Origin of the sequence: Erythrobacter sp. SG61-1L (assembly GCF_001305965.1) — a bacterium.
Taxonomy (GTDB): Bacteria; Pseudomonadota; Alphaproteobacteria; order Sphingomonadales; family Sphingomonadaceae; genus Andeanibacterium.
The window spans coordinates 2,873,466-2,894,214 of the sequence record NZ_JXQC01000003.1 but is presented as its reverse complement, the minus strand read 5'-3'; the positions used below and the strand labels follow the sequence as shown (position 1 = coordinate 2,894,214).

Below are 20,749 nucleotides of genomic sequence, written 5' to 3'. Positions count from 1 at the left end.
ACGCTCGCAATGACGAATTAGCGGTTCAGGAAGTCCTTCGCCGCCTTGCGCGCGGCCATGTTCTCGTCGAGCAGCAGATGCGCCCCGCCGGGGATCACGGCCACTTGCGCGTCAGGCAGCACGCCCTGCCATTCGGGAATGAAGCCGGGCGGCACGATCCGGTCATCCCCGCCCCACAGCAACAGCACCGGCCGGTCGAAGCCCTTGAGCAATTCGCGCAATTTCGCATCGGTGACGGCAAGGTCTTCCCGCGTGCGGAACGCTGCCTCACCTTCGCGCTGGCGTAAGGCCAGCCATTCCGGGCCGGGCTGCGCGGGCCAATAGGGTTCCAGCCATTCGCGGCTTTCCACGAACCAGTCGGGCAGTTCCTCGGGCGCGATCTGCGAGAAGTCGGGAATGGCGGCCTTGTCGCTTTTCAACCCGGCGGGGGAAACCAGCACCAGCTTGTCGATCTCTTCCCAATGTTCCCCGGCATAGCGCGCGGCAAAATGCCCGCCCATGGACGCACCCATCAGGTGGAAGGTCTCCAGCCCCAGCGCGGCGAAGAGCATTTCGTAATGCATCACATAATCGCCGATAGCAGTGAAATCGGCATCGCCGCTTTCACCGAAATTGGGATGGATCGGCAGGATCATGCGGAAGGAATCGGCGAAATCGCGCGCCCATTCGAAGCCGTGATAGGTGCCCCCACCGTGGAAATAGACGCAGGGTTCCCCCTCGCCGATTTCATAGACCACGCTTTCCACGCCATCGATGCGATAGACGGTGCGTTCGAACCCTTCGGTGCTGTAGGCAAACTCGCTCATGCGTCTTCCTGTATCGCGGGCGCGGGAACCGGCATCGGCTGGCCCTTCATCAGCTCTGCGAGAGAGGAAGCGCGGATTTCGGCCCCGCCCTTTTCCCCTTCCGCCAGCATGTCCTGCTTGTCTTTCGCCCGCTGCACCGGATCGCTCTCCGAAAGCAAGCGCTTGAAATTGGAAGACAGGGGAGAAGCCACTTCCAGGAATACGCGGCGGCGTTCCTGCGAATAGAAATCGAGCACGCCGTCAGCCGCACGGCCAAGGATCACCGCGCCCAGCGCATCGCTCAGCGCATCGGCATCCAGCACCCCGCCGGTCAGCCCCAGCCCCCCGCAGGGATTGCAGGCATGGGCCGCATCGCCCGCCAGCAGCGCACGGCCCACGCGATAGGTGGGCGCGCTGCGCTGATGCACGCGATAGGGGGAGAAATTGTCGATCCGATAGGGAATGGATGGATCGGGCAGGATCGCGGCGAAGCGTTCCGGCAGGCGTTCCAGAATGGAAGCCTCGTCCAGTTCGGCATCCTCGCCATAGGTCAGGCGCCACAAGTTCTCGCGCCCGAGCCTGCCGACTACGGCCCAGTTCACCGGATCGACCACCATGTTGGCGTTGCAGAATCCGTTTTCCAGAAACGGATATTCGATATTGGTCGCAACGAAGCGATCGGGCCAGGTGATGCCTTCGAATTCCAGCCCCATCAGCCGCCGCATGGTGGACCGTGCGCCATCGGTGCCGATCACCCAATGGGCGGCCATCTGCTTCACGCCGTCAGCCGTCTCCACCGTCAGCGTCACACCATCGGCGGACTGGTCCATCGCGGTGAGTTTGTGGCCCCACAGCACCTGCGTATGCGGCAGGCGGGCGAGGTGCTTCATCACCAGTTCGGCAAGGATATGCTGCCCGAAATGGAGGTTGTGATCATATTCCTGACCCGGATCGAGCGTCTCGCGCATGTCGGAGCTCATGGTCTCGCCGGTTTCCAGCCAATGCATGCGGAATTCGGTGCTGGGCAGGCCGATTTCATGCGCATCGTCGGCCACGCCCAGCTTGTTCAGGATCGACAGGGTGGTGTGGTAATAAACCGCCGCGCGGGGGGAGGTGTTCACTTCCCTTTCCGCATCCAGCACGGTCACTTCGATCCCCTGCCGGGCAAGGCCCAGTGCAGTCAGGAAACCGACCGGGCCTGCGCCCACGATGATGACATTCTGCTTCTCAGCCATGGGCCACACTCGCTTGAGCGCGGCGGGCAAGCACGCGCGGATTGGTTTCGGAAAGCAGCAGCGCGGTCAGCCCGCCCGCAAGGCCGAGGCCTGCCTGCAGCCACAGCGCCACGTCCAGGGTGAAGCTGTCGGCCAGCCAGCCCGCCAGGATCGGGCCGAATACGCCGCCGCTCAATTCGCCGATGCCGACCACCAAACCCATGGCAGTCGCCGCGCGGGCGCCGCCCAGTGTCTCTGCCGGGACCACGCCCATGAACAGCGGGAAGATGCCCATGCCCATCCAGCCAAGGAACATCAGCGCAGTCAGCATCACGGGAGTGCCCGGCACCAGCAGCAGCGCCAGTGGCGGCAGCGCCATCAGGAAGCCGCCAAGGATCATCGGCGGCTTGCGCCCAATCCGGTCGGAAAGGGCCGCCAGCACCACGGCGCCCACGCCGGGGCACAGGCCCACGACGGCCATCATCCACTTCCATGTCGTGGGATCGATGGCGCGCGGCCCGTCGAGATAGAGCGGCATGAAGATGGAGCCGACCACAGCGGAACCGACCGCAAAGCAGCTGAGGATCGAACAGAGCAGCACGTTGCGTTCCGCCAGCATGTGCCAGGGCGAAAGCGAAGCATCGCGCGCGGTGGTGACTGCTGGCGCCTTGGCGCGCGGCGGTTCTGCCACGAAGCGCCAGATCAGCAAGGCCAGGATCAGGCCCGGCACGCCTGCCAGATAGAAGGCCACGCGCCAGCCATAGGCCTCCGCCAGCCACACCAGCACAATCGGCGCCACGGCCGTTCCCAGCAGCGACCCGAAGACGTTCTGGACCATCCCGGCATTCAGCCCGCGCCGCCCTTCGGCGGAAGCGGCGGCCATGATCGCAAGGCAGATCGGCAGGAACGGACCTTCAGCCGCGCCCATCACCACACGCGTGGCGAAGAGCGTGCCGAAGTTCCATGCAAGGCCAGACATGACCGAGCAGAAAGAGAAGATCACCAGCGCCGCGAGCAGGAAGGGCTTGCGCGCACCGATGGAGTCAGACCAGCGGCCGACGAAGTAGGCGCCCAGCGCCCAGGTGACCGAAAGCCCGGACCCGAGCGCCCCCACCTGCGTGTTACTGAGCGATAGATCCTCGATCACGAAGGGACCGAGGAAGGTCATCGCCATACGGTCGAAATAGGCGAAACCGAACGCCAGACCGAGCAAAAGCAACACGCGCAGCTCATAGGCGTAGGAATGGCTTGCCTCGCCGGCATTGCCCCCGGCTTCGGGCGCCCCGTGTGTCAACGCTGACACAAGCGCCTCTTATACAAGCAAATTCGCATATTCCGCCTCTCCCAACGGGCTTTGTATCTTGGCTGCAACTTAACTGTCTCGCCCCGAAACGTCTTGCCTCAGGGCGAAATGTTCAAATCGGACTTAGTCAAATTTCCTCGTATTTCCGGGGTTTTTCACTGTTGCCTCATAGTAACATCAACTTCGCTTTCGGTATGCCGGGTGCGTTCTGGGCTCTTTGCGGCGCCCTTGTTCAGGTTTACTTGATGGACATGGGGAGGAAAATTGGGCGCCACGAACGCGCTCATCGGGAAGCCTCCCTACTGGGGTCTTTCGCGAGCCTTCCGGCAATGACCGGCAGCCGCGTTGGATAATTGGTGAGAACTCGGGGCTGGATCGGCCCCGGTTTGGGAGGATGTCTACATGAAGCTCAAGACTATGGGCGTCGTGTCTTCGCTGGCCGTGATGGCCAGCCTGGCGACGCCGGCTTACGCGCAGGACGAAGGAACCGAGGACAATAGTGTCCGGACCAACGAAATTATCGTGACCGCGGAATTCCGCGAAGCCAAGCTGCAGGATACGCCGATCGCGATTACCGCGGTCAATTCCGAAATGCTTGAGGCTCGCGGGCAAACGGACATTGCGCAGGTCGCTGCTCAAGCCCCGAACGTAACCCTGAAGCCGCAGCCGCAGAACGGTGGCGCCGGCCTGATCGCGTTCATTCGCGGTGTCGGCCAGACCGACTTCAACTACGCGCTCGATCCGGGCGTCGGCGTCTATGTCGACGACGTCTATATTCCCACCCTGTCCAGCTCGCTGCTCGACCTGATGGATCTCGACCGTATCGAAATCCTTCGCGGTCCGCAGGGCACGCTGGCGGGCAAGAACTCCATCGGCGGCGCGATCAAGCTGTTCAGCCAGAAGCCCAAGGGCGATGGTTCAGGCTCGCTGCAGGTCAGCTACGGCTCCTACAACCGGCTCGACATCCGTGGCATGGCCGACTTCAAGGTTGCTGAAAACCTGTTCGCCCGTGTTTCCGGCGTGGCCAAGAGCCGTGACGGCTATGTCGATCTGCTCGACTATGGCCGCACCCATGTGGGTTCGAACGTGCCTTCGTCCAATGCACGCGGCGCGAACGCCATTGTCGGCTCGCAGGGCGGCCAGTCCTATGTCGCGGGCAAGCTGGCCCTGCGCTGGACCCCGACCGACACGCTCGAAGTGAACATCTCGGGCGACTACACGTCGGACCACTCTGAACCGGCACCGACGGTGGTTCTCGCTGCCGGGCGGCCCGGCCCGACGTCCACGAACCCGAATCCGTTCGATCCCAGCGTCCCGAATCCGGCCACCAACGCCAATGGCGGCGCGTGGCTGCCGGGCGTTAACGGCCAGCCCGTTCCGGTGGACTGCCACTTCGTGCCTTATGGCGTGAACAGCTGCGACACGCTCGATGCCTCCGCACTCGGCGTCGACCCCCGGTACATCAGCTATGCCAATTTCGTGGACGGCATGGCGAACACGACGCAGGCCCCCTACAAGCCCTATACTGCACTGCAGAACCAGGACTTCATCGGCTGGGGCATCCACGGCAATGTCACGCTGGACCTCAGCGACAGCCTCCAGCTCGTGTGGATCAGCTCCTGGCGTGAATATGAATCGCGCTGGGGCCAGGATCAGGATGCTACCCCGGTTCCGGTCGCGCAGCTCGACAACGAAATGCACCACCGTGCATGGAGCCAGGAACTGCGCCTGAACGGCGAATTGGGCGACGGCCTGTTCCAATATACCCTTGGCGGGTTCTACTTCGACCAGGACGGCAATTACACCGCCCGCGTCGACCTGAACTACGCCGGCATCGACTTCATCCACGGCCCGGATACCACGCCGAGCACGTCGAAGGCGGTGTTCTTCAACGGTACGCTGCACCCGACCGATGCGTGGAGCATTACGGGCGGCCTGCGCTATTCGAAGGACAAGAAGACCTACACCTATTACCGCAGCAATCCCGATGGTTCGATTCCCTTCGAGGACTGGACCCCGGCCGACCTGCCTGCGCTGCCGATCTGCGAATTCTTCCAGGGCGCACCGACGGCAGGCCCGACCGGCGTCGGCAATACGCCGAACTGCCTCCTGTCCGGCCTCTATGGCATCTCCGACACTTTCGAAGGGGACCGCTGGGATTGGCGCATCGTCACGGACTATCGTTTCTCCGATCAGTTCCTAGCCTATGCCTCGGTCTCGACTGGCTACAAGAGCGGCGGCGTCAACCCGCGTCCGTTCTTCGGCCCTTCGGCGGGCGAATGCGATGCGCCGGGCTATGTGGCCCCCGCAGCCTGTAACCAGCTCAAGGCCTTCAATCCTGAAACCCTCACGACTTACGAAATCGGTTTCAAGAGCGATCTTCTTGACCGCCGCCTGCGCCTGAATGCCGCCGGCTTCATCAACAAGTACAACGACATCATCCTGACGCTGTCGGCCTGTCCGTCGGTTCCGTGCCTCCAGCCCAACAATGTCGGCAAGGCCGATGTGAAGGGCTTCGAGGTCGAAATGTCGGCCTATCCGGTGGACGGCCTGTCGTTCGACGGTTCGCTGAGCTACATCAACTTCAAGTATGATGCGGCGTCGGTGGCATCGGCCGGGCTGACGGGTGATGAGGTCACGCCCTATACGCCGGAATGGACCTACAGCTTCGGCGTCCAGTACGACCATGAACTGAAGAACGGTGCGACACTTGGCGTCCGCTTCGACGGTTCCTATCAGTCGGATACTTTCACTGAAGCTTCGAACAGCGAATACAGCCGTGTTGAAGGCGTGTTCCTGGGCAATGCCCGGCTCACCTACACTTCGGCCGACGACGACTGGCGCGTGTCGCTGGAAGTCCAGAACCTGTTCGACAAGTATTATTACCTGAGCAAGAGCGACGTCACCGCTTCGCTGGGTCTGGTCACGGGCGTGCCCGCCCTGCCCCGCACCTGGGCGGTCACGGTTCGCCGCAGCTTCTGATAAGGGCGGCCCCTGTTTCGACAGGGGCCATTCCCAAACGAAAAGGGGCCCAAACGAAAAGGGCGCGAACCCAGCCGGTTCGCGCCCTTTTTCTGTCTGTCGCACCGCCTGCCTCAATGGCCACGTCCACAGACGCAAGGCCAGAACTGCCCGCAAATGCAGGCCTGACGGATCCGGCAGATCAAGCCTTACTTGTTGAGGCGTTCGCGGATTTCCTTGCCCGGCTTGAAATAGGGCACCCGCTTGGCCGGCACGCTGACCGAATCCCCGCTACGCGGATTGCGGCCGGTACGGGCTTCGCGCTGTCTGGTGGAGAATGCGCCGAAGCCGCGCAGTTCCACGCGCCCACCTTCCGCGAGCCGCTGGGCAATCTCGTCGAAGAAAATATCGACGACCTGCTCGATCTCGTCAGCGCGCAGCTCGGGATTGTCCTTAGCCAACGCCTGCAGCAATTCGGATCTGATCATCGTTCCAACCCCCTGGGGCATGGCGAGTCATGCGCCAATGGGCAAAACTGCCAGAGCACGCCCTTAGTTGCAATGAGTTAGGTCAAATCCCGGATATAGTGGGCAGAAACGGGACAATTCCACTGCCGCGCCTTCACAGGCGCGGCGCGGCTCATGCGTCCCTGAACAAGTCTGCCGTGGCGATGCCCAGCCGCTGCATCCGGGCGCGAATTTCGGGCCATTCCTGCGCAAGAAAGACTTCGCGCTCGGCCTGACGCAGCTTCTCGGCCGCACCCTTAACCACGAACATGCCTACGCCGCGCTGCACTTCCACCAGCCCATCCGTCTGGAACTGCTGATAGGCCTTGGCCACAGTCAGCGGATTGGCCCTCTGTTCCGCCGCGAAGGCACGCACGGACGGCAGCATGTCCCCTTCCGCATATCGCCCCTCTATGATCGCCGCCGCGATCAGATCGCGCAGCTTCAGATAGACGGGGCGGCTGGCTTGAGACATTTCTGGTCCTGTGGTTTTCGCCCGGAAGCGACAGGTGCATCAGTGCCATAATACAGCGGAGCAGGTCAAGAGAAGAGCCGCTTTGCCGGTCGCAATTCGGTTACGAATGCAACAAGCCTGCTTCACAAGCCCGCCTTTTCCGGTAGGGTGCCCCATTCGCCAGACCGGGATTGCCCGGCAGACGCATGATACATGGGGACCAAGCGCCAATGGCCAGCCAATATGCGGAAAGCGGAGATGCCCGCGGAACCTTCCTGGGGCATCCGAAAGGGCTTTTCGTCCTGTTCTTCGCCGAAATGTGGGAGCGTTTTTCCTATTACGGGATGCGCGCCCTGCTGATCTTCTACCTTACCAAGCACTGGCTGTTTTCCGACGGGCGCGCCTCGCTGATATATGGCGCCTATACCTCGCTGGTATACATCACCCCTGTTCTGGGCGGCTGGCTGGCGGACCGTTATCTGGGCCAGCGCAAGGCCGTGCTGTTCGGCGCGGTAGTGCTGACACTGGGGCACTTCCTGATGGCCTTCGAAGGTTCGGGCGGGCAGGGCGATCCGGCGATCAACATATTCTGGCTCGCGCTCAGTTTCATCATCGTCGGATCGGGCTTCCTCAAGGGGAATATCTCGGTGATCGTGGGCAAGCTCTATCCGCTCACCGACGTGCGGCGCGATGGCGCCTACACGATCTTCTACATGGGGATTAACCTCGGCTCGTTCTTCGGCGTGCTGATCGCCGGCTATCTGGGCGAAACCTATGGCTGGAGCTACGGCTTCGGCGCGGCGGGCGTCGGCATGCTGCTGGGCCTGATCGTGTTCATCATCGGCAAGCCGCTGCTGATGGGCCGGGCCGAACCGCCCTCTCCCGAATTGCTGGCCAAGCCCGTTGCCGGCATTCGCCTCGAATGGCTGCTCTATGCCGTGGGCCTTGCCTCGATCGGCGTGCTGTGGGTTCTGGTACAGGCACAGGAATTGGTGGGCTGGATGCTGCTGGTTTCCGGCGCGATCCTGCTGGCCTATATCGCCTGGATCGCTGTGACGAAGCTGGGCAAGCACGAACGCGACCGGATTCTGGTGATCATCTTCCTGCTGCTGCTGCAGCCCGTATTCTGGGGCCTGTTCGAACAGGCGGGCGCTTCGGTCAATCTCTTCACGGACCGTCATGTGGACCGCATGTTCCTGGGCTGGGAAGTGCCGACCACCTGGTTCCAGTCGGTCAATGCGGCCTTCATCATCCTGCTCGGTCCGCTCTTCGCCTGGCTGTGGACTTCTTTGGGCCGCCGCGGGCTGGAACCCTCCACCCCGGCCAAGTTCGGCCTCGCCATCGTGCAGGTGGGCCTCGGCTTCCTCCTGCTGGTCTGGGGCACGCAGGCAGCCGGCGTGGACACCGCCACTTCGATGTGGCTGATCATCCTGCTCTATCTGCTGCACACCACTGGTGAGCTGTGCCTGTCGCCCGTGGGCCTTTCGGCCATGAACCGCCTGGCGCCCTGGCATATGGCAGGCCTCATCATGGGCGCATGGTTCTTCGCCACTGCTGGCGGCAATTTCGTAGCGGGACAGCTCTCGGCCATGACCGGGGCCGAGAATGCCGAAAGCGGCGAAGCGGCGAAGGAACTGTTCCTCGACGTGTGGACCGCCGTGGGCTGGACCGCCATGCTGATCGGCGTGGCCGTGCTGGTCGTCAGCCCCTTCGTGAAGAAGCTGATGCATCTCGACACGCTCCGCGACGACAATGTCGGCGACGATCTGCTTGGCAAGGCCGAAGCAGGCGAGGCAGAGGCTGCGGGCATCCGCCCTGCCATGAAGCAACAGGACTAAGGCAAGGGTGCAGGGCATGGCACGCAGCAAGGCGGCAATCGGTGTGGCACTGGCCGGGGCATTCGCCCTGGCGGCCTGTGGCGGCGAAAGCGGCGGGGTAAACAGCGCGAGCGCAAAGCCCGCGCCTGCCCCGTCCGCCGCCTCTGCAAAGGACGAAAGGGAAGACCAGCCCTATCCTTCCACCTACAAGCCCTATCCCGGCGCGCCGACCGCACTGGTTGGCGCCACGGTGTATGACGGCAAGGGCGGCCGGATCGACAAGGGCATTGTGCTGTTTTCGGAAGGCAAGGTAGTCGCCGTCGGCAATGCCGAACTGGCCATTCCTGAAGGCTATGCCCGCATTGACGGGACGGGCAAGTTCGTCACCCCCGGCGTGATCGACGTTCACTCCCATCTGGGCGACTACCCCTCCCCCGCCGTTGCCTCGCATGAAGACGGCAATGAAATGACGGAACCGACCACGCCGCAGGTATGGGCCGAACACAGCGTATGGCCGCAGGATCCCGGCTTCACCCGCGCACTGGCCAATGGCGGCGTTACCGCACTGCAGATCCTGCCCGGTTCGGGCAATCTGATGGGCGGCCGCTCCGTCACGCTCAAGAATGTGCCCAGCCGCACGGTGCAGGGAATGAAGTTCCCCGGCGCGCCCTATAGTTTGAAGATGGCCTGCGGGGAAAACCCCAAGCGCGTCTATGGCAGCCAGGGCCGGTCCCCGATGACCCGCATGGGCAATTTCGCGGTCAACCGGAAGACCTGGTTCGAAGCGAAGAAATATGCCGCTGGCGACCGCAAGGAACGCGATCTTGCGATGGAAACGCTGGCCGGAGTGCTGGATGGCGACATCCTGGTCCAGAACCACTGCTATCGCGCGGACGAGATGGCCCTCGTCCTCGATATGGCGAAGGAGATGGGCTACAAGGTCACTGCGTTCCACCACGCAGTGGAAAGCTACAAGATTGCCGATCTGCTGCGTCAGGCCAATGTCTGCTCCGCCGTGTGGGCGGACTGGTACGGCTTCAAGATGGAAGCCTATGATGCGATCCCTGAAAATGCCGCGCTGATCCAGCAGGCCGGGGCCTGCGTCATCATCCATTCGGATGACGAGAACGGCATCCAGCGCCTCAATCAGGAAGCCGCCAAGGCACAGGCTGCGGGCAAGCGCATCGGCATCGACATTCCCGATGCTCAGGTGGTCGGCTGGTTCACGCTGAACGCCGCGAAGGCGATGGGGATCGACAAGCTCACCGGCAGCCTTGAAACCGGCAAGATGGCCGATGTGGTGCTGTGGAACGGCAATCCGCTGTCGGTCTATTCACGGCCGGAAAAGGTCTGGATCGACGGCGCGCTGATGTTTGACGCACTCGATCCGCAGCGCCGCCCGGTCAGCGATTTCGAATTGGGCCAGCCCGGTGAAGGAGACGTGAAATGACGCGCCTTCCCGCTCTTCTGGCTGCGGCTGCCGCGCTGGCCATCGCAGCCCCCGCCGTCGCGCAGGATTTCGCCATCACCCACGCCACTGTCGCACTGGGCGACGGGAGCGAACCGATTGCCGATGCCACCCTTGTGGTGCGCGGCGGCAAGGTCGCTGCCGTTGGCCGGGGCGTTGCCGTGCCGCAGGGCGTGGAGCAGATCGACGGAACCGGCAAATGGGTGACACCCGGCCTGTTCTCCGCCCTCACTGATCTTGGCCTGTACGATGTCGACGCAGTGGACCAGAGCCGCGACATCAGCGCCGATAAATCCATCTTCAGTGCCGCGCTGGACATTGCCCCGGTAGTCAATCCACTGGCGCAGAACATCAAGGTCAGCCGCGCGGGCGGAGTGACGCGGGCCAGTGTCTTCCCCCGATCCGGCAATGCGATCTTCGCCGGGCAGGGCGCCGTGATCGACCTGGGTTCCGACAGCGAGCCGGTGGTGAAGCCGCGCGCCTTCCAATATGTCGAGCTTGGCGAAGGCGGTGGCGGACTGGCCGGAGGCAGCCGCACGGCCGCCCATGTCACCCTGCGCAACGCGCTTGCCGAAGCGCAGGATCTCGCCTCGCGCGGCGGGCGCAATGACGATGCCCTGCTCAACCGGCCAGATGCGGCGGCGCTGATCCCGGTCGTGGAGGGGCGCCAGCCGCTTTACGTCCATGTCGAACGCGCGGCAGACATCCTCGCGGCGCTCAAGCTGCGGCAGGATTTCCCCAAGCTGGACCTCGTGCTGGCAGGGGCGAGCGAGGGCTGGATGGTGGCGAAGGAAATCTCCGCCGCGAAGGTGCCGGTAATCGCCAATGCGCTGAACGATCTGCCCGCCCAGTTCGAGCAATTGGCCGCGACCCAATCCAATGCCGGGCGGATGCACGATGCCGGGGTGAAAGTGGCCATCGGCCGCTTCTTCGATATGAACCAGCCGCGCTACGCCCCGCAGCAGGCAGGCAATCTGGTGGCGCTGACCAAGCTGCCCGGCGCCAGCGGGCTGAGCTGGGGCGAGGCATTCGCCGCGATCAGCTCCGTCCCGGCGGAGATCAGCGGCATGCCCGGCATGGGCGTGTTGAAACCCGGCGCGACAGGCGATGTGGTGATCTGGGATGGCGACCCGCTGGAACTGAGCACTGCACCCATGCGCGTGTTCGTGGACGGAGTAGAACAGCCCCTGGAAAGCCACCAGACGAAGCTTCGCGACCGTTACCTTACACCGCAGGAAGGCGCCTTGCCCAAGGCTTACGATTGGTGAGATGATCGTGTCTGAGGGAGGCCCCCGATGGACCCGTCACTCGTTTCGCTGATCGCCGCATCGACTGCCTTCACCGGCGGGCATTTCGTGCTGTCTCACCCGCTGCGCGCGCCGCTGGTGCGTGCGCTGGGTGAAAAGCCCTTCCTTGGCCTCTATTCACTGGTGGCCTTTGCCAGTCTGATCTGGATGGTGCTGGCCTTCCGCGCCTCTCCAGTTGGCAGCGGCGGCCTTCCCGGCCTGCCGGGCGAGCTGCTGTGGGCTGTCGCCAGCCTGCTGACGCTGGTGGCACTGGTGCTGCTGTTCGGATCGTTTCGCGGCAATCCGGCGATGCCGGAAACTCCGGTGGAGAAGATCGCCGCGGCCAGACCGACCGGTGTCTTCGCGGTAACCCGCCATCCGATGATGTGGGGCATAGCGCTATGGGCCATTGCCCATATCCTGATCGGCTGGAGCGCGCGCACGACCATCCTGGCCACTGCCATCCTTATCCTGGCTCTGATCGGCAGCCGCCTGCAGGACAAGAAGAAGGCCGAGTTGCTGGGCGATGCCTGGATACATTGGGAAGCCCGTTCAAGCTTCTGGCCCCGCTGGGGCAAGCTGACTTCGGCCGGCCTGCCGCTATGGCTGATCTCGCTGGTCCTGTGGCTTGTGGCGACTTACGGCCATATCCATGCTGCCGGGATTCCCGCTGGGATTTGGCGTTGGATCTGACTTAGCCAGACTGACCATCTTTTGTGTCCCCAGATCAACGTAAGCTGAAATGGCTGCCGATGCAGCCGCGATAGCGGCAATTATAAGCGTCAAGATTGCATAAAGTGACTGCCATCCCGACAAACTGAATGTCCGACGAACTTCAATTTGCCTGCCATCCCAGTAAAGGCCGCCACGCTCGCTCACACCTAAGCGCCCCAAATCATCCACGCCGACCGATTTGACGCCCTCTGGCCAACGGGAACGCGGATCTTCAGCGGGGGAAGTTGGCGGTTCGTTCAAGCCCGCGCCTCTTCCACACCGGCCGAATTGTGCCGCAGGGCTTTCAGCACCGTATCGACGATCCCGCCCGCGTTCAGCCCGGCTTCGTCATACTGCTTTTCGGGCGCGTCCTGATCCTGGAAGATGTCCGGCAGGCGCAGGGTGCGGATCTTGAGGCCACTATCGGTCAGCCCTTCGTCGCTGGCCATGGTCAGCACATGGGCGCCAAGGCCGCCGATGGAGCCTTCCTCGATCGTCACCACCACTTCATGCGTGGCGATCAGGCGGCGGATCAATTCGCTGTCCAGCGGCTTGGCGAAGCGCAGATCGGCCACCGTGGTGGAAAGGCCCTTCGCATCAAGCTGGTCGGCCGCCCTGAGCGCTTCGGCAAGGCGGGTGCCAAGCGAGAGCAGGGCGATCTTCGTCCCTTCGCGCACCACGCGACCCTTGCCGATTTCCAGCACTTGCGGGTCTTCGGGCAGAGGCACGCCCACGCCATTGCCGCGCGGATAGCGGAAGGCGATGGGGCCTGCGTCATATTGCGCGGCGGTGTGCGTCATATGGACCAGTTCCGCCTCATCCGCGGCGGCCATCACCACGAAATTGGGCAGGCTGGCGAGATAGGTCACATCGAAGCTGCCCGCATGGGTCGCCCCATCGGCCCCGACCAGACCCGCACGGTCAATGGCAAAGCGCACCGGCAGGTTCTGGATCGCCACATCATGCACCACCTGATCGTATGCGCGCTGCAGGAAGGTGGAATAGATCGCGCAGAAGGGCTTCATGCCCTGCGCCGCAAGCCCGGCAGCAAAGGTAACCGCATGCTGTTCGGCAATGCCGACATCGAATGTGCGGTCAGGATAGGCAGCGGCGAACTTGTCCAGCCCGGTGCCGGAAGGCATCGCCGCCGTGATCGCGCAAATGCGGTCATCCTGTGCCGCTTCGGCCATCAGCGCATTGGCGAAAACGCCGGTGTAGCTGGGCGGCCCGCCCGCGCTTTTCTTCTGTTCACCAGTGATGACATCGAACTTCTGGACGCCGTGATATTTGTCCGCGCTCTGTTCGGCGGGGCCATAGCCCTTGCCCTTCTGCGTCACGACATGAATCAGGCACGGCCCTTCGGCGGCATCGCGCACATTTTCCAGCACCGGGACAAGCTGGTCCAGATCGTGCCCGTCGATAGGGCCGACGTAATAGAAGCCCAGTTCCTCGAACAAGGTGCCGCCCATGGCCATGCCGCGGGCAAATTCGTCCGTCTTCTTCGCCGCGCGATGCAGCGGGGCAGGCAGGCGGCGGGCGAATTTCTTCGCCAGATCGCGCAGACCAAGGAATTGCGCGCTGGAAACCAGCCGCGCGAGATAGCCCGAAAGCCCGCCCACTGGCGGCGCGATGGACATGTCGTTGTCGTTGAGGATCACCACCAGCCGGTTGCCGGCGGCTTCCGCGTTGTTCATCGCCTCATAGGCCATGCCCGCGCTCATCGCGCCGTCACCGATCACCGCGATGGCCTTGCCCGGCGTGCCCGCCAGCTTGTTGGCGATGGCAAAGCCGAGGCCAGCCGAAATCGAGGTGGAGGAATGCGCCGCGCCGAAGGGATCGTATTCACTTTCGCTGCGCTTGGTGAAGCCGGAAAGCCCGCCACCCTGACGCAGGGTGCGAATACGGTCCCGCCTGCCGGTGATGATCTTGTGCGGATAGGCCTGATGGCCCACGTCCCAGATCAGCCGGTCATCCGGCGTGTTGAACACGTAATGGATCGCCACGGTCAGTTCGACCACGCCAAGGCCAGAACCCAGATGCCCGCCGGTGGCACCCACGGCGGAGATCATTTCCTGCCGCAGTTCGTCCGCAACCTGGCGCAATTGCCCGGGCTTGAGCTTGCGCAGATCGGCTGGAATATCGACCGTGTCGAGCAACGGCGTGACGGGAGGATTGGACATCGGCCCCTGTTACCCCAAGGTCAAAGAAGTGTCGAACGCTAGGTGCATGTTACGCACTATGGTGCAATTGTGCCGGTCGCTTCGCAGGGCCGGTCAGGCCGCGCAGTGATCGCACAGGCCGCGCAGTTCCACCACCGGGCGGACATCGGCAAAGCCGTTGCGGTGCCCGGCATCGCGCAGGCTGCCGGTGATGCCATCGTCATCGAAATGGGTGGCCTGACCGCATTTGTCGCAGATCAGGAAGATGCAATCGTGGCGGCAGCCGGGATGGGTGTTGGCCATATAGGCATTGGCGCTTTCGATCCGGTTGGCCAGGTTCGTGCGCACGAACAGGTCCAGGATGCGATAGACGCTGTTGGCCGCCACGCGCTTGCCCCGGCTGGCGGATAGGCTTTCGGCAATGTCATAGGCCGATGCCGGCTTCTCGTAAGTGGCCAGCGCCTCGAACACGTCGGCGCGCATGTCGGTCCACTGTTCGCCCGCTTCGGTCAGCGCGGAACGGGCAGCGTCGACAAGCTTCGCGCCCGAATGTTCGTGATGATGATGCCTGGCCATGTGCAGGATATAGGCAGTCCGATCCCGGCCCGCAATCTTGCGGCTCGGGATCAGCCTGTCTTGAAGGTGGCGCTGTACTGAACGGGGAACATCTTCTTCAGCGCGGCCACCTTGGGCTTGTCCCACCGGACGATGTAACCCTGGTTGGGATTCCGCTTCATGAAGTCCTGATGATATTGTTCAGCCGGGTAGAAGGCCTTGTAGGCTTCGATCTTCGTGACAATCGGGGCCTTCCACACGCCGGACTTGCCCATCTGGGCGAGATAGGCCTTGGCCACCTTTGCCTGTTCGGCATTCATCGGCACCAGCGCGCTGCGATATTGCGTGCCGTGATCGGGGCCTTGATAATTCAGCGTCGTGGGGTCGGCGCCAACCGAGAAGAAGATGCGCAGCAACTGATCGTAACGGACGATCTTGGGATCGTAGGTCACCTTCACCGATTCGGCATGGCCGGTATTGCCATCGCTGACCGTGCCATAGACCGCATCGGCCTTGCTGCCGCCGTGATAACCCGAAACCGCGCTGGTGATGCCCTTGGTGTGGCTGAACACCGCCTCGATCCCCCAGAAGCAGCCACCCGCGAAGATCGCGGTCTGCAAACCGCTTTCCTTCGAAGTGACCTTGGCCGCCGGGGCAAGCACGGCCTCTTCCGCGAAAGCGGGCTGGGCGCAGGCGGCGGAGAAAAGCAGCGAAGCTGCGAGGATAAGAGTCTTTGCGGGTTTCGTCTGTGTCATCACGCTATCAGGCTCTGTGTTGCGACGGCGATCGCGACAGCCAGTCCCCCAAGGCCAAAGCCGATGGCAAAGGAACGATAAAGGTCGGCAGTGAAAAGGCCCATGATGGGGTAACTTTCAGCTCTTCGCGATCTTCGGATCGCATTTGTCTAACGCAAAACCCTTGCGCGGGCGTGAACGGAACGAACGAAAGCGCCCCCTGCCGCTATCGACGACGGAGGGCGAGTTCGGTTCCCGGCCATGCCGGTTCAAGGCCGGACTCCGCGAAGCGAGCGGAATCAGCGACGAATGGTGGAAGCGTTACGGGCCGGATCAGTGCCGGAAGTGGCGCATCCCGGTGAAGACCATGGCGAGGCCTGCTTCGTCGGCTGCAGCGATCACCTTGTCGTCGCCCATGGCGCCGCCCGGCTGGATCACCGCGGTCGCGCCCGCTTCGGCGGCTGCCAGCAGTCCGTCGGGGAAGGGGAAGAACGCATCGGACGCCACGGCGCTGCCCACGGTGCGGGGCTGCGGCCAGCCAGCTTCCTCTGCCGCTTCGCGCGCGCGGATCGCGGCAATGCGGGAGGAATCGCGGCGGTTCATCTGGCCTGCGCCGATACCTGCCGTCACCCCGTCCTTGGCATAGACGATGGCGTTGGACTTCACATGCTTGGCCACCGTCCAGGCGAACAGGCAATCCTTCAACTCCTGCTCGGTCGGCGCGCGTTTGGTCACCACCTTGAGATCGGGCAGGCTGATCTCGCCATTGTCACGGCTCTGCACCAGCAGGCCGCCAGCAATGGTCTTCAGCGTCAGGCCCGGGCGCGCCGGATCGGGCAGTTCGCCCGTCAGCAGCAGGCGCAGGTTCTTCTTCTGGGCGAAGATCGCACGCGCCGCTTCATCCGCGCCGGGGGCGATCACGACTTCGGTGAAGATCGAGGTGATGGCTTCCGCCGTCGGCCCGTCGAGCGGGCGATTGACCGCCACGATACCGCCGAATGCAGAGACACGGTCGCAATCGAAGGCCGCATTATAGGCATCGAGCAGGCTGCCTGCCTGCGCCACGCCGCAGGGATTGGCATGCTTGACGATAACCACTGCCGGATCGCCATTGCGGAACTCGCTCACCAGTTCCAGCGCGGCATCGGCATCGTTGAAATTGTTGTAGGACAGTTCCTTGCCCTGCAGCTGTTCTGCCTGGGCGATGCCCTGCACGTTGCTCGCCTGCGGCAGATAGACCGCCGCGATCTGGTGCGGGTTTTCGCCATAGCGCAGTTCAGCCTCGCGCTTGAAGGCCAGCGGCAATGCTGCGGGGAAAGGAGTCGCCTTCAGCGCCTCGGCGCCGAGCGGATTGGAATAGGCATCGCCGAAAGCGAACCAGTTGGCGATGGCCGCATCGTATGACGCAGTGCGCGCATAGGCCTTGCCTGCCATGCGGATGCGGAATGCCAGCGACGTGGCACCGCCCGTGGCGTCCATTTCCGCGATCACTTCGGCATAATCGGCCGGATCGGTGAGAAGCGTGACGAAACCATGGTTTTTCGCGGCGGAGCGGACCATGGACGGCCCGCCAATGTCGATATTCTCGATCACTTCATCGCGTTCGGCACCCCGGGCTACGGTAGCCTCAAAGGGGTAGAGATTGACGACAACGAGGTCGATCGCGCCGATAGAATGCTCAACCATGGCCGCAACATGCTCGGCATTGTCGCGCACGGCCAACAGCGCGCCATGGACCTTGGGGTGCAGGGTCTTCACCCGGCCATCCATCATTTCGGGAAAGCCGGTCAGCTCCGAAATATCCATCACCGCAAGGCCTGCCTCGCGCAGGGCCTTGGCCGTGCCGCCGGTGGAAACCAGTTCCACCCCGTGCCGCGCCAATGCCTGGCCCAGTTCCACCAAACCGCCTTTGTCGGACACTGACAGCAGCGCCCGCTTGATCTTGACCTCGCTCACCGGATTCATCCCATTCGCTTGAGCAGCCAGGAGAAACTTCCCCCGCCGCGCGATACCATTCCCTGCAGCACCAATTGCTGGGCTGCCTGCGGCCTGCCGCCGCCATCGACCCACAGGCTCTCCTCGATTGCCAGTTCGCCTTCCTCCAGCGCACCCGCGCCAGTGGCGAACTGCCAATAGCTTCCATCCGGAAGGGCCAGCCCCGCGCCGGTGCCGGTTTCCGACAGGCCCAGTTCTACACCCGGCCCGACATGAAAGCGAATCGCGAAGGGCACTTTGCCGCGCTTGCCCTTGCGGCCCACGGGAAGCAACAGATCTTCCCCGCGAAGTTCCGTCCCGTCATCCCGCAGGATCAGGATACGGCGGTGGATCAGGCCATAGCGCTGGGCATAGCCGTCATGGCTCGCCTCGATCCGCGTGGCCGCCCCGCCCCGTTCATCCTGCATCATCCGGCGGTCCAGCTCGACCTCGTTGACGCCGGAACCGATCTTGCCGTTGATCAGCACGGCAGTGGAATTCACATCGTCCAGCACCAGCGTGGAATGGGCCGCCGTGGCGCGCAGCCCGCTTTCGATGCGCACCGGCACCTGCCCGCCCGCAAAGGCAGCCCCGCCGCAATTGCCGATGATCCGCTGTCCACGGTCCGAAAGCTCAAACGCAAGGGTGGAGGCACAGCCGCTGCGCGTATGCCGCGCGAGCGGCGGCGGGGCAGCATCCATCTGCAGCACTGCCTTGCCGGCGGTCACGCGCTGATAGCCCCACTGGCGGGCGTCCTTGAGCGGGCGCGTGCGCACACCGCTCGCCTCTATCAGCCCGGCAATCGCATCTGCCGAAACAGCGCCTGCGCCCTGCCAATTGCCCAGCGATCCGTCGCCATGGGTCAGCGCCAACAGCGGCGGCACCAGCAAATGCAGCATGGCATCCACGGCCTCGGGCGGATCCCGGCGCGTGGCGCGGTAACAGGCGGAAAGGTCCACCAGCAGGCCGATCGCTTCCATCTGGGCCAGAGGGCTGCGTGACAGCACCCCGCCATCGTCGCCCACCAGTTCGCCCAGCGCCTTGATCAGCCCGGCTTCGCCATAAAGGCGGCGCGGCTTGCCATCGGGCAGCAGCAGCCCGGCCGCCACGATGGCGCACCAACCCGCCGTTTCGGCCAGCCGGTCTTCCGCACGCAGGACGGCGCGATCCAGCCAGCGGGCGGTTTCGTTCATCGCGGCCAGCATCCGGCCACGCAGCGCCTTGTCCGTGCCTGACAGGATAAGCGGCGCATGGACGAGCCAGTTCAGCAACCTGTGCCCGGCATTGCCGACGCTCCAGGCCGCACCCTTGCCGGGATGGGCATTGGCATCGAGCCAGGCCGAAGCGATCCGCTCAGACGTCGGGACACATTGCTCGCGCGGCGCACTGGACGAGAGGTCTCGCAGCCAGCCGAAACCGTGGATCGTCTGCTCGAACGGCGGCGTGAGCCGTGCAGCGGGGGTGAAATCCATCTGGCCGATGGGCGCCTTCACCCCGTGAATCAGGAAATGGCCGGCCCTGAGCGCCACGCCCGCAACACGGTCTCCCGGCAGCGGGCTTTCCACCGTGGCCAGCAGGCGCGGCTTGGCCGGCTTGCGGAAAGGCGCGGCAATGGTCGAACCCGGAACACCCATGCGATAGGCAAGGCGGATCAGCTTTTCACCGGCACTGAGCGCAGGAGGCTGAATATCGCTGAGGACAAGCGAACGGCCCGGCTCGATCAACTCGCTTGCCACGAGGTCGAGCCCCGCATCGTCGGCAGCGGGCTGAGTGGTCAGCGGCTCCGCACCGGGCGTGGAAAGCGGCACGGCCATGGGAAAATCCTGCGACGCAGCATGGTCACCATCGAGCGCGAGGCGCGGCTGGCTGGCGACCTGCTCCATCACCCACCGCCCTTTAATGCCGCGATATTGGCGGCATAGCGATCCGGCCCGCCCTTGAAAGTGGCCGAACCGGCGACCAGCACATCGGCCCCGGCATCGACACACAGGCGCGCCGTTTCCTCGTTCACGCCGCCATCCACTTCCAGATGGACCTGCAACCCCATCTGGTCGATCCGCTTGCGGATCGCCTCGATCTTCTTGAGCTGGCTGTGAATGAAGCTCTGCCCGCCAAAGCCGGGATTGACGCTCATCACCAGGACAAGGTCGATATCTTCCAGCAGATAGTCCAGCATCTTGGCCGGAGTGCCGGGATTGAGCGAGACGCCCGCCTTCTTGCCCAGCGCCCGGATCGCCTGCACCGTGCGGTGGATATGCGGCCCGGCTTCGGGGTGGACGGTGATGATGTCTGCCCCGGCATCGGCAAAGTCCTGCAGCCAGTTATCGACCGGGGACACCATCAGATGAACGTCGAACGGCTTGCTGGTGTGCGGGCGCAGCGCCTTCACCACGGCCGGGCCGATAGTGAGATTGGGCACGTAATGCCCATCCATCACATCCACGTGAATCCAGTCGGCACCGGCTGCGTCGATTGCGCGCACTTCTTCACCAAGCCGCGAAAAGTCGGCCGAAAGGATCGAGGGCGAGATCAGCGGAGCGCTCATACTGCGCAATGGCCCTATCTACCACCGGTTGGGGCGACAAGCCGGGCCTGCCTCATTTTCCACACAGAATCTTGATTTATCGTCAGGCCGAATCAATTTGGCGACAGTCCGGTGCCTTGCCGCGGCCTGATCGGCCAATTCAGTGGGCGTTAAACGAGCCGGGGGCAGAAACCCCGACCAACAGGGTTCGCACCAAAACGATGAGCGAATGGCGAATGCATCAGCTGACGTCATCCGGCCCTATGAATTTTAAACCGCAAACCCATGTAGAAAG

The 20,749-nt window shown here is 63.5% G+C and carries 16 protein-coding genes; 5 read left to right on the top strand and 11 right to left on the bottom strand.

Annotated features, from left to right (window positions below; all coding sequences use genetic code 11):
• Positions 1-17: 17 nt before the first annotated feature.
• The 3 genes from SZ64_RS14230 to SZ64_RS14220 are packed head-to-tail and all read right to left on the bottom strand — an operon-like array spanning position 18 to position 3,293.
• A complete protein-coding gene (locus SZ64_RS14230; RefSeq protein WP_054531427.1) occupies positions 18-806 on the bottom strand; it encodes an alpha/beta hydrolase in 789 nt (262 codons plus the stop codon).
• Positions 803-2,020 (bottom strand): FAD-dependent oxidoreductase, encoded by a 1,218-nt coding sequence (locus SZ64_RS14225; protein WP_054531426.1) that lies wholly within the window; start codon positions 2,018-2,020, stop codon positions 803-805. The genes SZ64_RS14230 and SZ64_RS14225 overlap by 4 nt, the downstream gene beginning before the upstream one ends.
• Entirely contained in the window at positions 2,013-3,293 is a 1,281-nt protein-coding gene (locus SZ64_RS14220; protein WP_054531425.1) for an MFS transporter, read from the bottom strand. Before SZ64_RS14220 ends, SZ64_RS14225 begins: the two co-directional genes overlap by 8 nt.
• A gap of 411 nt (positions 3,294-3,704) precedes the next feature.
• On the opposite strand from SZ64_RS14220, the gene SZ64_RS14215 reads away from it, so the two are divergent.
• Complete coding sequence (locus SZ64_RS14215; RefSeq protein ID WP_054531424.1) at positions 3,705-6,284, top strand: TonB-dependent receptor; 2,580 nt, start codon at positions 3,705-3,707, stop codon at positions 6,282-6,284.
• 188 nt (positions 6,285-6,472) lie between these two features.
• Here the strand turns inward: SZ64_RS14215 and SZ64_RS14210 are convergent, their stop codons facing one another.
• On the bottom strand, positions 6,473-6,751 hold the full coding sequence (locus SZ64_RS14210; protein ID WP_054531423.1) for an integration host factor subunit beta: 279 nt from the start codon (positions 6,749-6,751) through the stop codon (positions 6,473-6,475).
• A 151-nt stretch (positions 6,752-6,902) separates the two neighbouring features.
• Positions 6,903-7,244, bottom strand: a complete 342-nt coding sequence (locus SZ64_RS14205) for a GntR family transcriptional regulator (RefSeq protein WP_054531422.1) — start codon at positions 7,242-7,244, stop codon at positions 6,903-6,905.
• 209 nt (positions 7,245-7,453) lie between these two features.
• Here SZ64_RS14205 and SZ64_RS14200 point away from each other — a divergent pair, with 209 nt between their 5' ends.
• Genes SZ64_RS14200 through SZ64_RS14185 form a run of 4 tightly spaced genes read left to right on the top strand, consistent with a single transcriptional unit; the run spans position 7,454 to position 12,487 of the window.
• Complete coding sequence (locus tag SZ64_RS14200) at positions 7,454-9,061, top strand: peptide MFS transporter (RefSeq protein WP_054531421.1); 1,608 nt, start codon at positions 7,454-7,456, stop codon at positions 9,059-9,061.
• Positions 9,062-9,077: 16 nt separating this feature from the next.
• Complete coding sequence (locus SZ64_RS14195; protein WP_054531420.1) at positions 9,078-10,490, top strand: amidohydrolase; 1,413 nt, start codon at positions 9,078-9,080, stop codon at positions 10,488-10,490.
• A complete protein-coding gene (locus SZ64_RS14190) occupies positions 10,487-11,776 on the top strand; it encodes an amidohydrolase family protein (protein WP_054531419.1) in 1,290 nt (429 codons plus the stop codon). The genes SZ64_RS14195 and SZ64_RS14190 overlap by 4 nt, the downstream gene beginning before the upstream one ends.
• A gap of 27 nt (positions 11,777-11,803) precedes the next feature.
• Positions 11,804-12,487 carry an NnrU family protein gene (locus SZ64_RS14185; RefSeq protein ID WP_054531418.1) on the top strand — a complete coding sequence of 228 codons (684 nt, stop codon included), beginning with the start codon at positions 11,804-11,806 and terminating at the stop codon, positions 12,485-12,487.
• 278 nt (positions 12,488-12,765) lie between these two features.
• Here the strand turns inward: SZ64_RS14185 and dxs are convergent, their stop codons facing one another.
• From dxs to rpe, 6 genes are all read right to left on the bottom strand, one after another.
• Positions 12,766-14,688, bottom strand: coding sequence for a 1-deoxy-D-xylulose-5-phosphate synthase (gene dxs / locus SZ64_RS14180; protein ID WP_054531417.1), 1,923 nt, complete (start codon positions 14,686-14,688; stop codon positions 12,766-12,768).
• A gap of 93 nt (positions 14,689-14,781) precedes the next feature.
• Positions 14,782-15,243 (bottom strand): transcriptional repressor, encoded by a 462-nt coding sequence (locus SZ64_RS14175; protein WP_054531416.1) that lies wholly within the window; start codon positions 15,241-15,243, stop codon positions 14,782-14,784.
• A gap of 50 nt (positions 15,244-15,293) precedes the next feature.
• The gene (gene msrA / locus SZ64_RS14170; RefSeq protein WP_054531415.1) at positions 15,294-15,977 is read right to left on the bottom strand and encodes a peptide-methionine (S)-S-oxide reductase MsrA; all 684 of its coding nucleotides are present in this window, start codon (positions 15,975-15,977) and stop codon (positions 15,294-15,296) included.
• A gap of 312 nt (positions 15,978-16,289) precedes the next feature.
• The gene (gene purH, locus SZ64_RS14165) at positions 16,290-17,912 is read right to left on the bottom strand and encodes a bifunctional phosphoribosylaminoimidazolecarboxamide formyltransferase/IMP cyclohydrolase (protein ID WP_054532281.1); all 1,623 of its coding nucleotides are present in this window, start codon (positions 17,910-17,912) and stop codon (positions 16,290-16,292) included.
• 5 nt (positions 17,913-17,917) lie between these two features.
• Positions 17,918-19,813, bottom strand: coding sequence for a heparinase II/III family protein (locus tag SZ64_RS14160; protein ID WP_082384600.1), 1,896 nt, complete (start codon positions 19,811-19,813; stop codon positions 17,918-17,920).
• Positions 19,813-20,475 carry a ribulose-phosphate 3-epimerase gene (gene rpe / locus SZ64_RS14155; protein WP_054531414.1) on the bottom strand — a complete coding sequence of 221 codons (663 nt, stop codon included), beginning with the start codon at positions 20,473-20,475 and terminating at the stop codon, positions 19,813-19,815. Before rpe ends, SZ64_RS14160 begins: the two co-directional genes overlap by 1 nt.
• Positions 20,476-20,749 lie beyond the last annotated feature (274 nt).

Coding starts and splice junctions, on each gene's coding strand:
- rpe (WP_054531414.1), bottom strand. CDS start 20,475: ATGAGCGCTCCGCTGATCTCGCCCTCGATCCTTTCGGCCGACTTTTCG.
- SZ64_RS14175 (WP_054531416.1), bottom strand. CDS start 15,243: ATGGCCAGGCATCATCATCACGAACATTCGGGCGCGAAGCTTGTCGAC.
- SZ64_RS14195 (WP_054531420.1), top strand. CDS start 9,078: ATGGCACGCAGCAAGGCGGCAATCGGTGTGGCACTGGCCGGGGCATTC.
- msrA (WP_054531415.1), bottom strand. CDS start 15,977: ATGACACAGACGAAACCCGCAAAGACTCTTATCCTCGCAGCTTCGCTG.
- SZ64_RS14190 (WP_054531419.1), top strand. CDS start 10,487: ATGACGCGCCTTCCCGCTCTTCTGGCTGCGGCTGCCGCGCTGGCCATC.
- dxs (WP_054531417.1), bottom strand. CDS start 14,688: ATGTCCAATCCTCCCGTCACGCCGTTGCTCGACACGGTCGATATTCCA.
- SZ64_RS14205 (WP_054531422.1), bottom strand. CDS start 7,244: ATGTCTCAAGCCAGCCGCCCCGTCTATCTGAAGCTGCGCGATCTGATC.
- SZ64_RS14160 (WP_082384600.1), bottom strand. CDS start 19,813: ATGGAGCAGGTCGCCAGCCAGCCGCGCCTCGCGCTCGATGGTGACCAT.
- SZ64_RS14200 (WP_054531421.1), top strand. CDS start 7,454: ATGGCCAGCCAATATGCGGAAAGCGGAGATGCCCGCGGAACCTTCCTG.
- SZ64_RS14225 (WP_054531426.1), bottom strand. CDS start 2,020: ATGGCTGAGAAGCAGAATGTCATCATCGTGGGCGCAGGCCCGGTCGGT.
- SZ64_RS14215 (WP_054531424.1), top strand. CDS start 3,705: ATGAAGCTCAAGACTATGGGCGTCGTGTCTTCGCTGGCCGTGATGGCC.
- SZ64_RS14210 (WP_054531423.1), bottom strand. CDS start 6,751: ATGATCAGATCCGAATTGCTGCAGGCGTTGGCTAAGGACAATCCCGAG.
- SZ64_RS14230 (WP_054531427.1), bottom strand. CDS start 806: ATGAGCGAGTTTGCCTACAGCACCGAAGGGTTCGAACGCACCGTCTAT.
- SZ64_RS14185 (WP_054531418.1), top strand. CDS start 11,804: ATGGACCCGTCACTCGTTTCGCTGATCGCCGCATCGACTGCCTTCACC.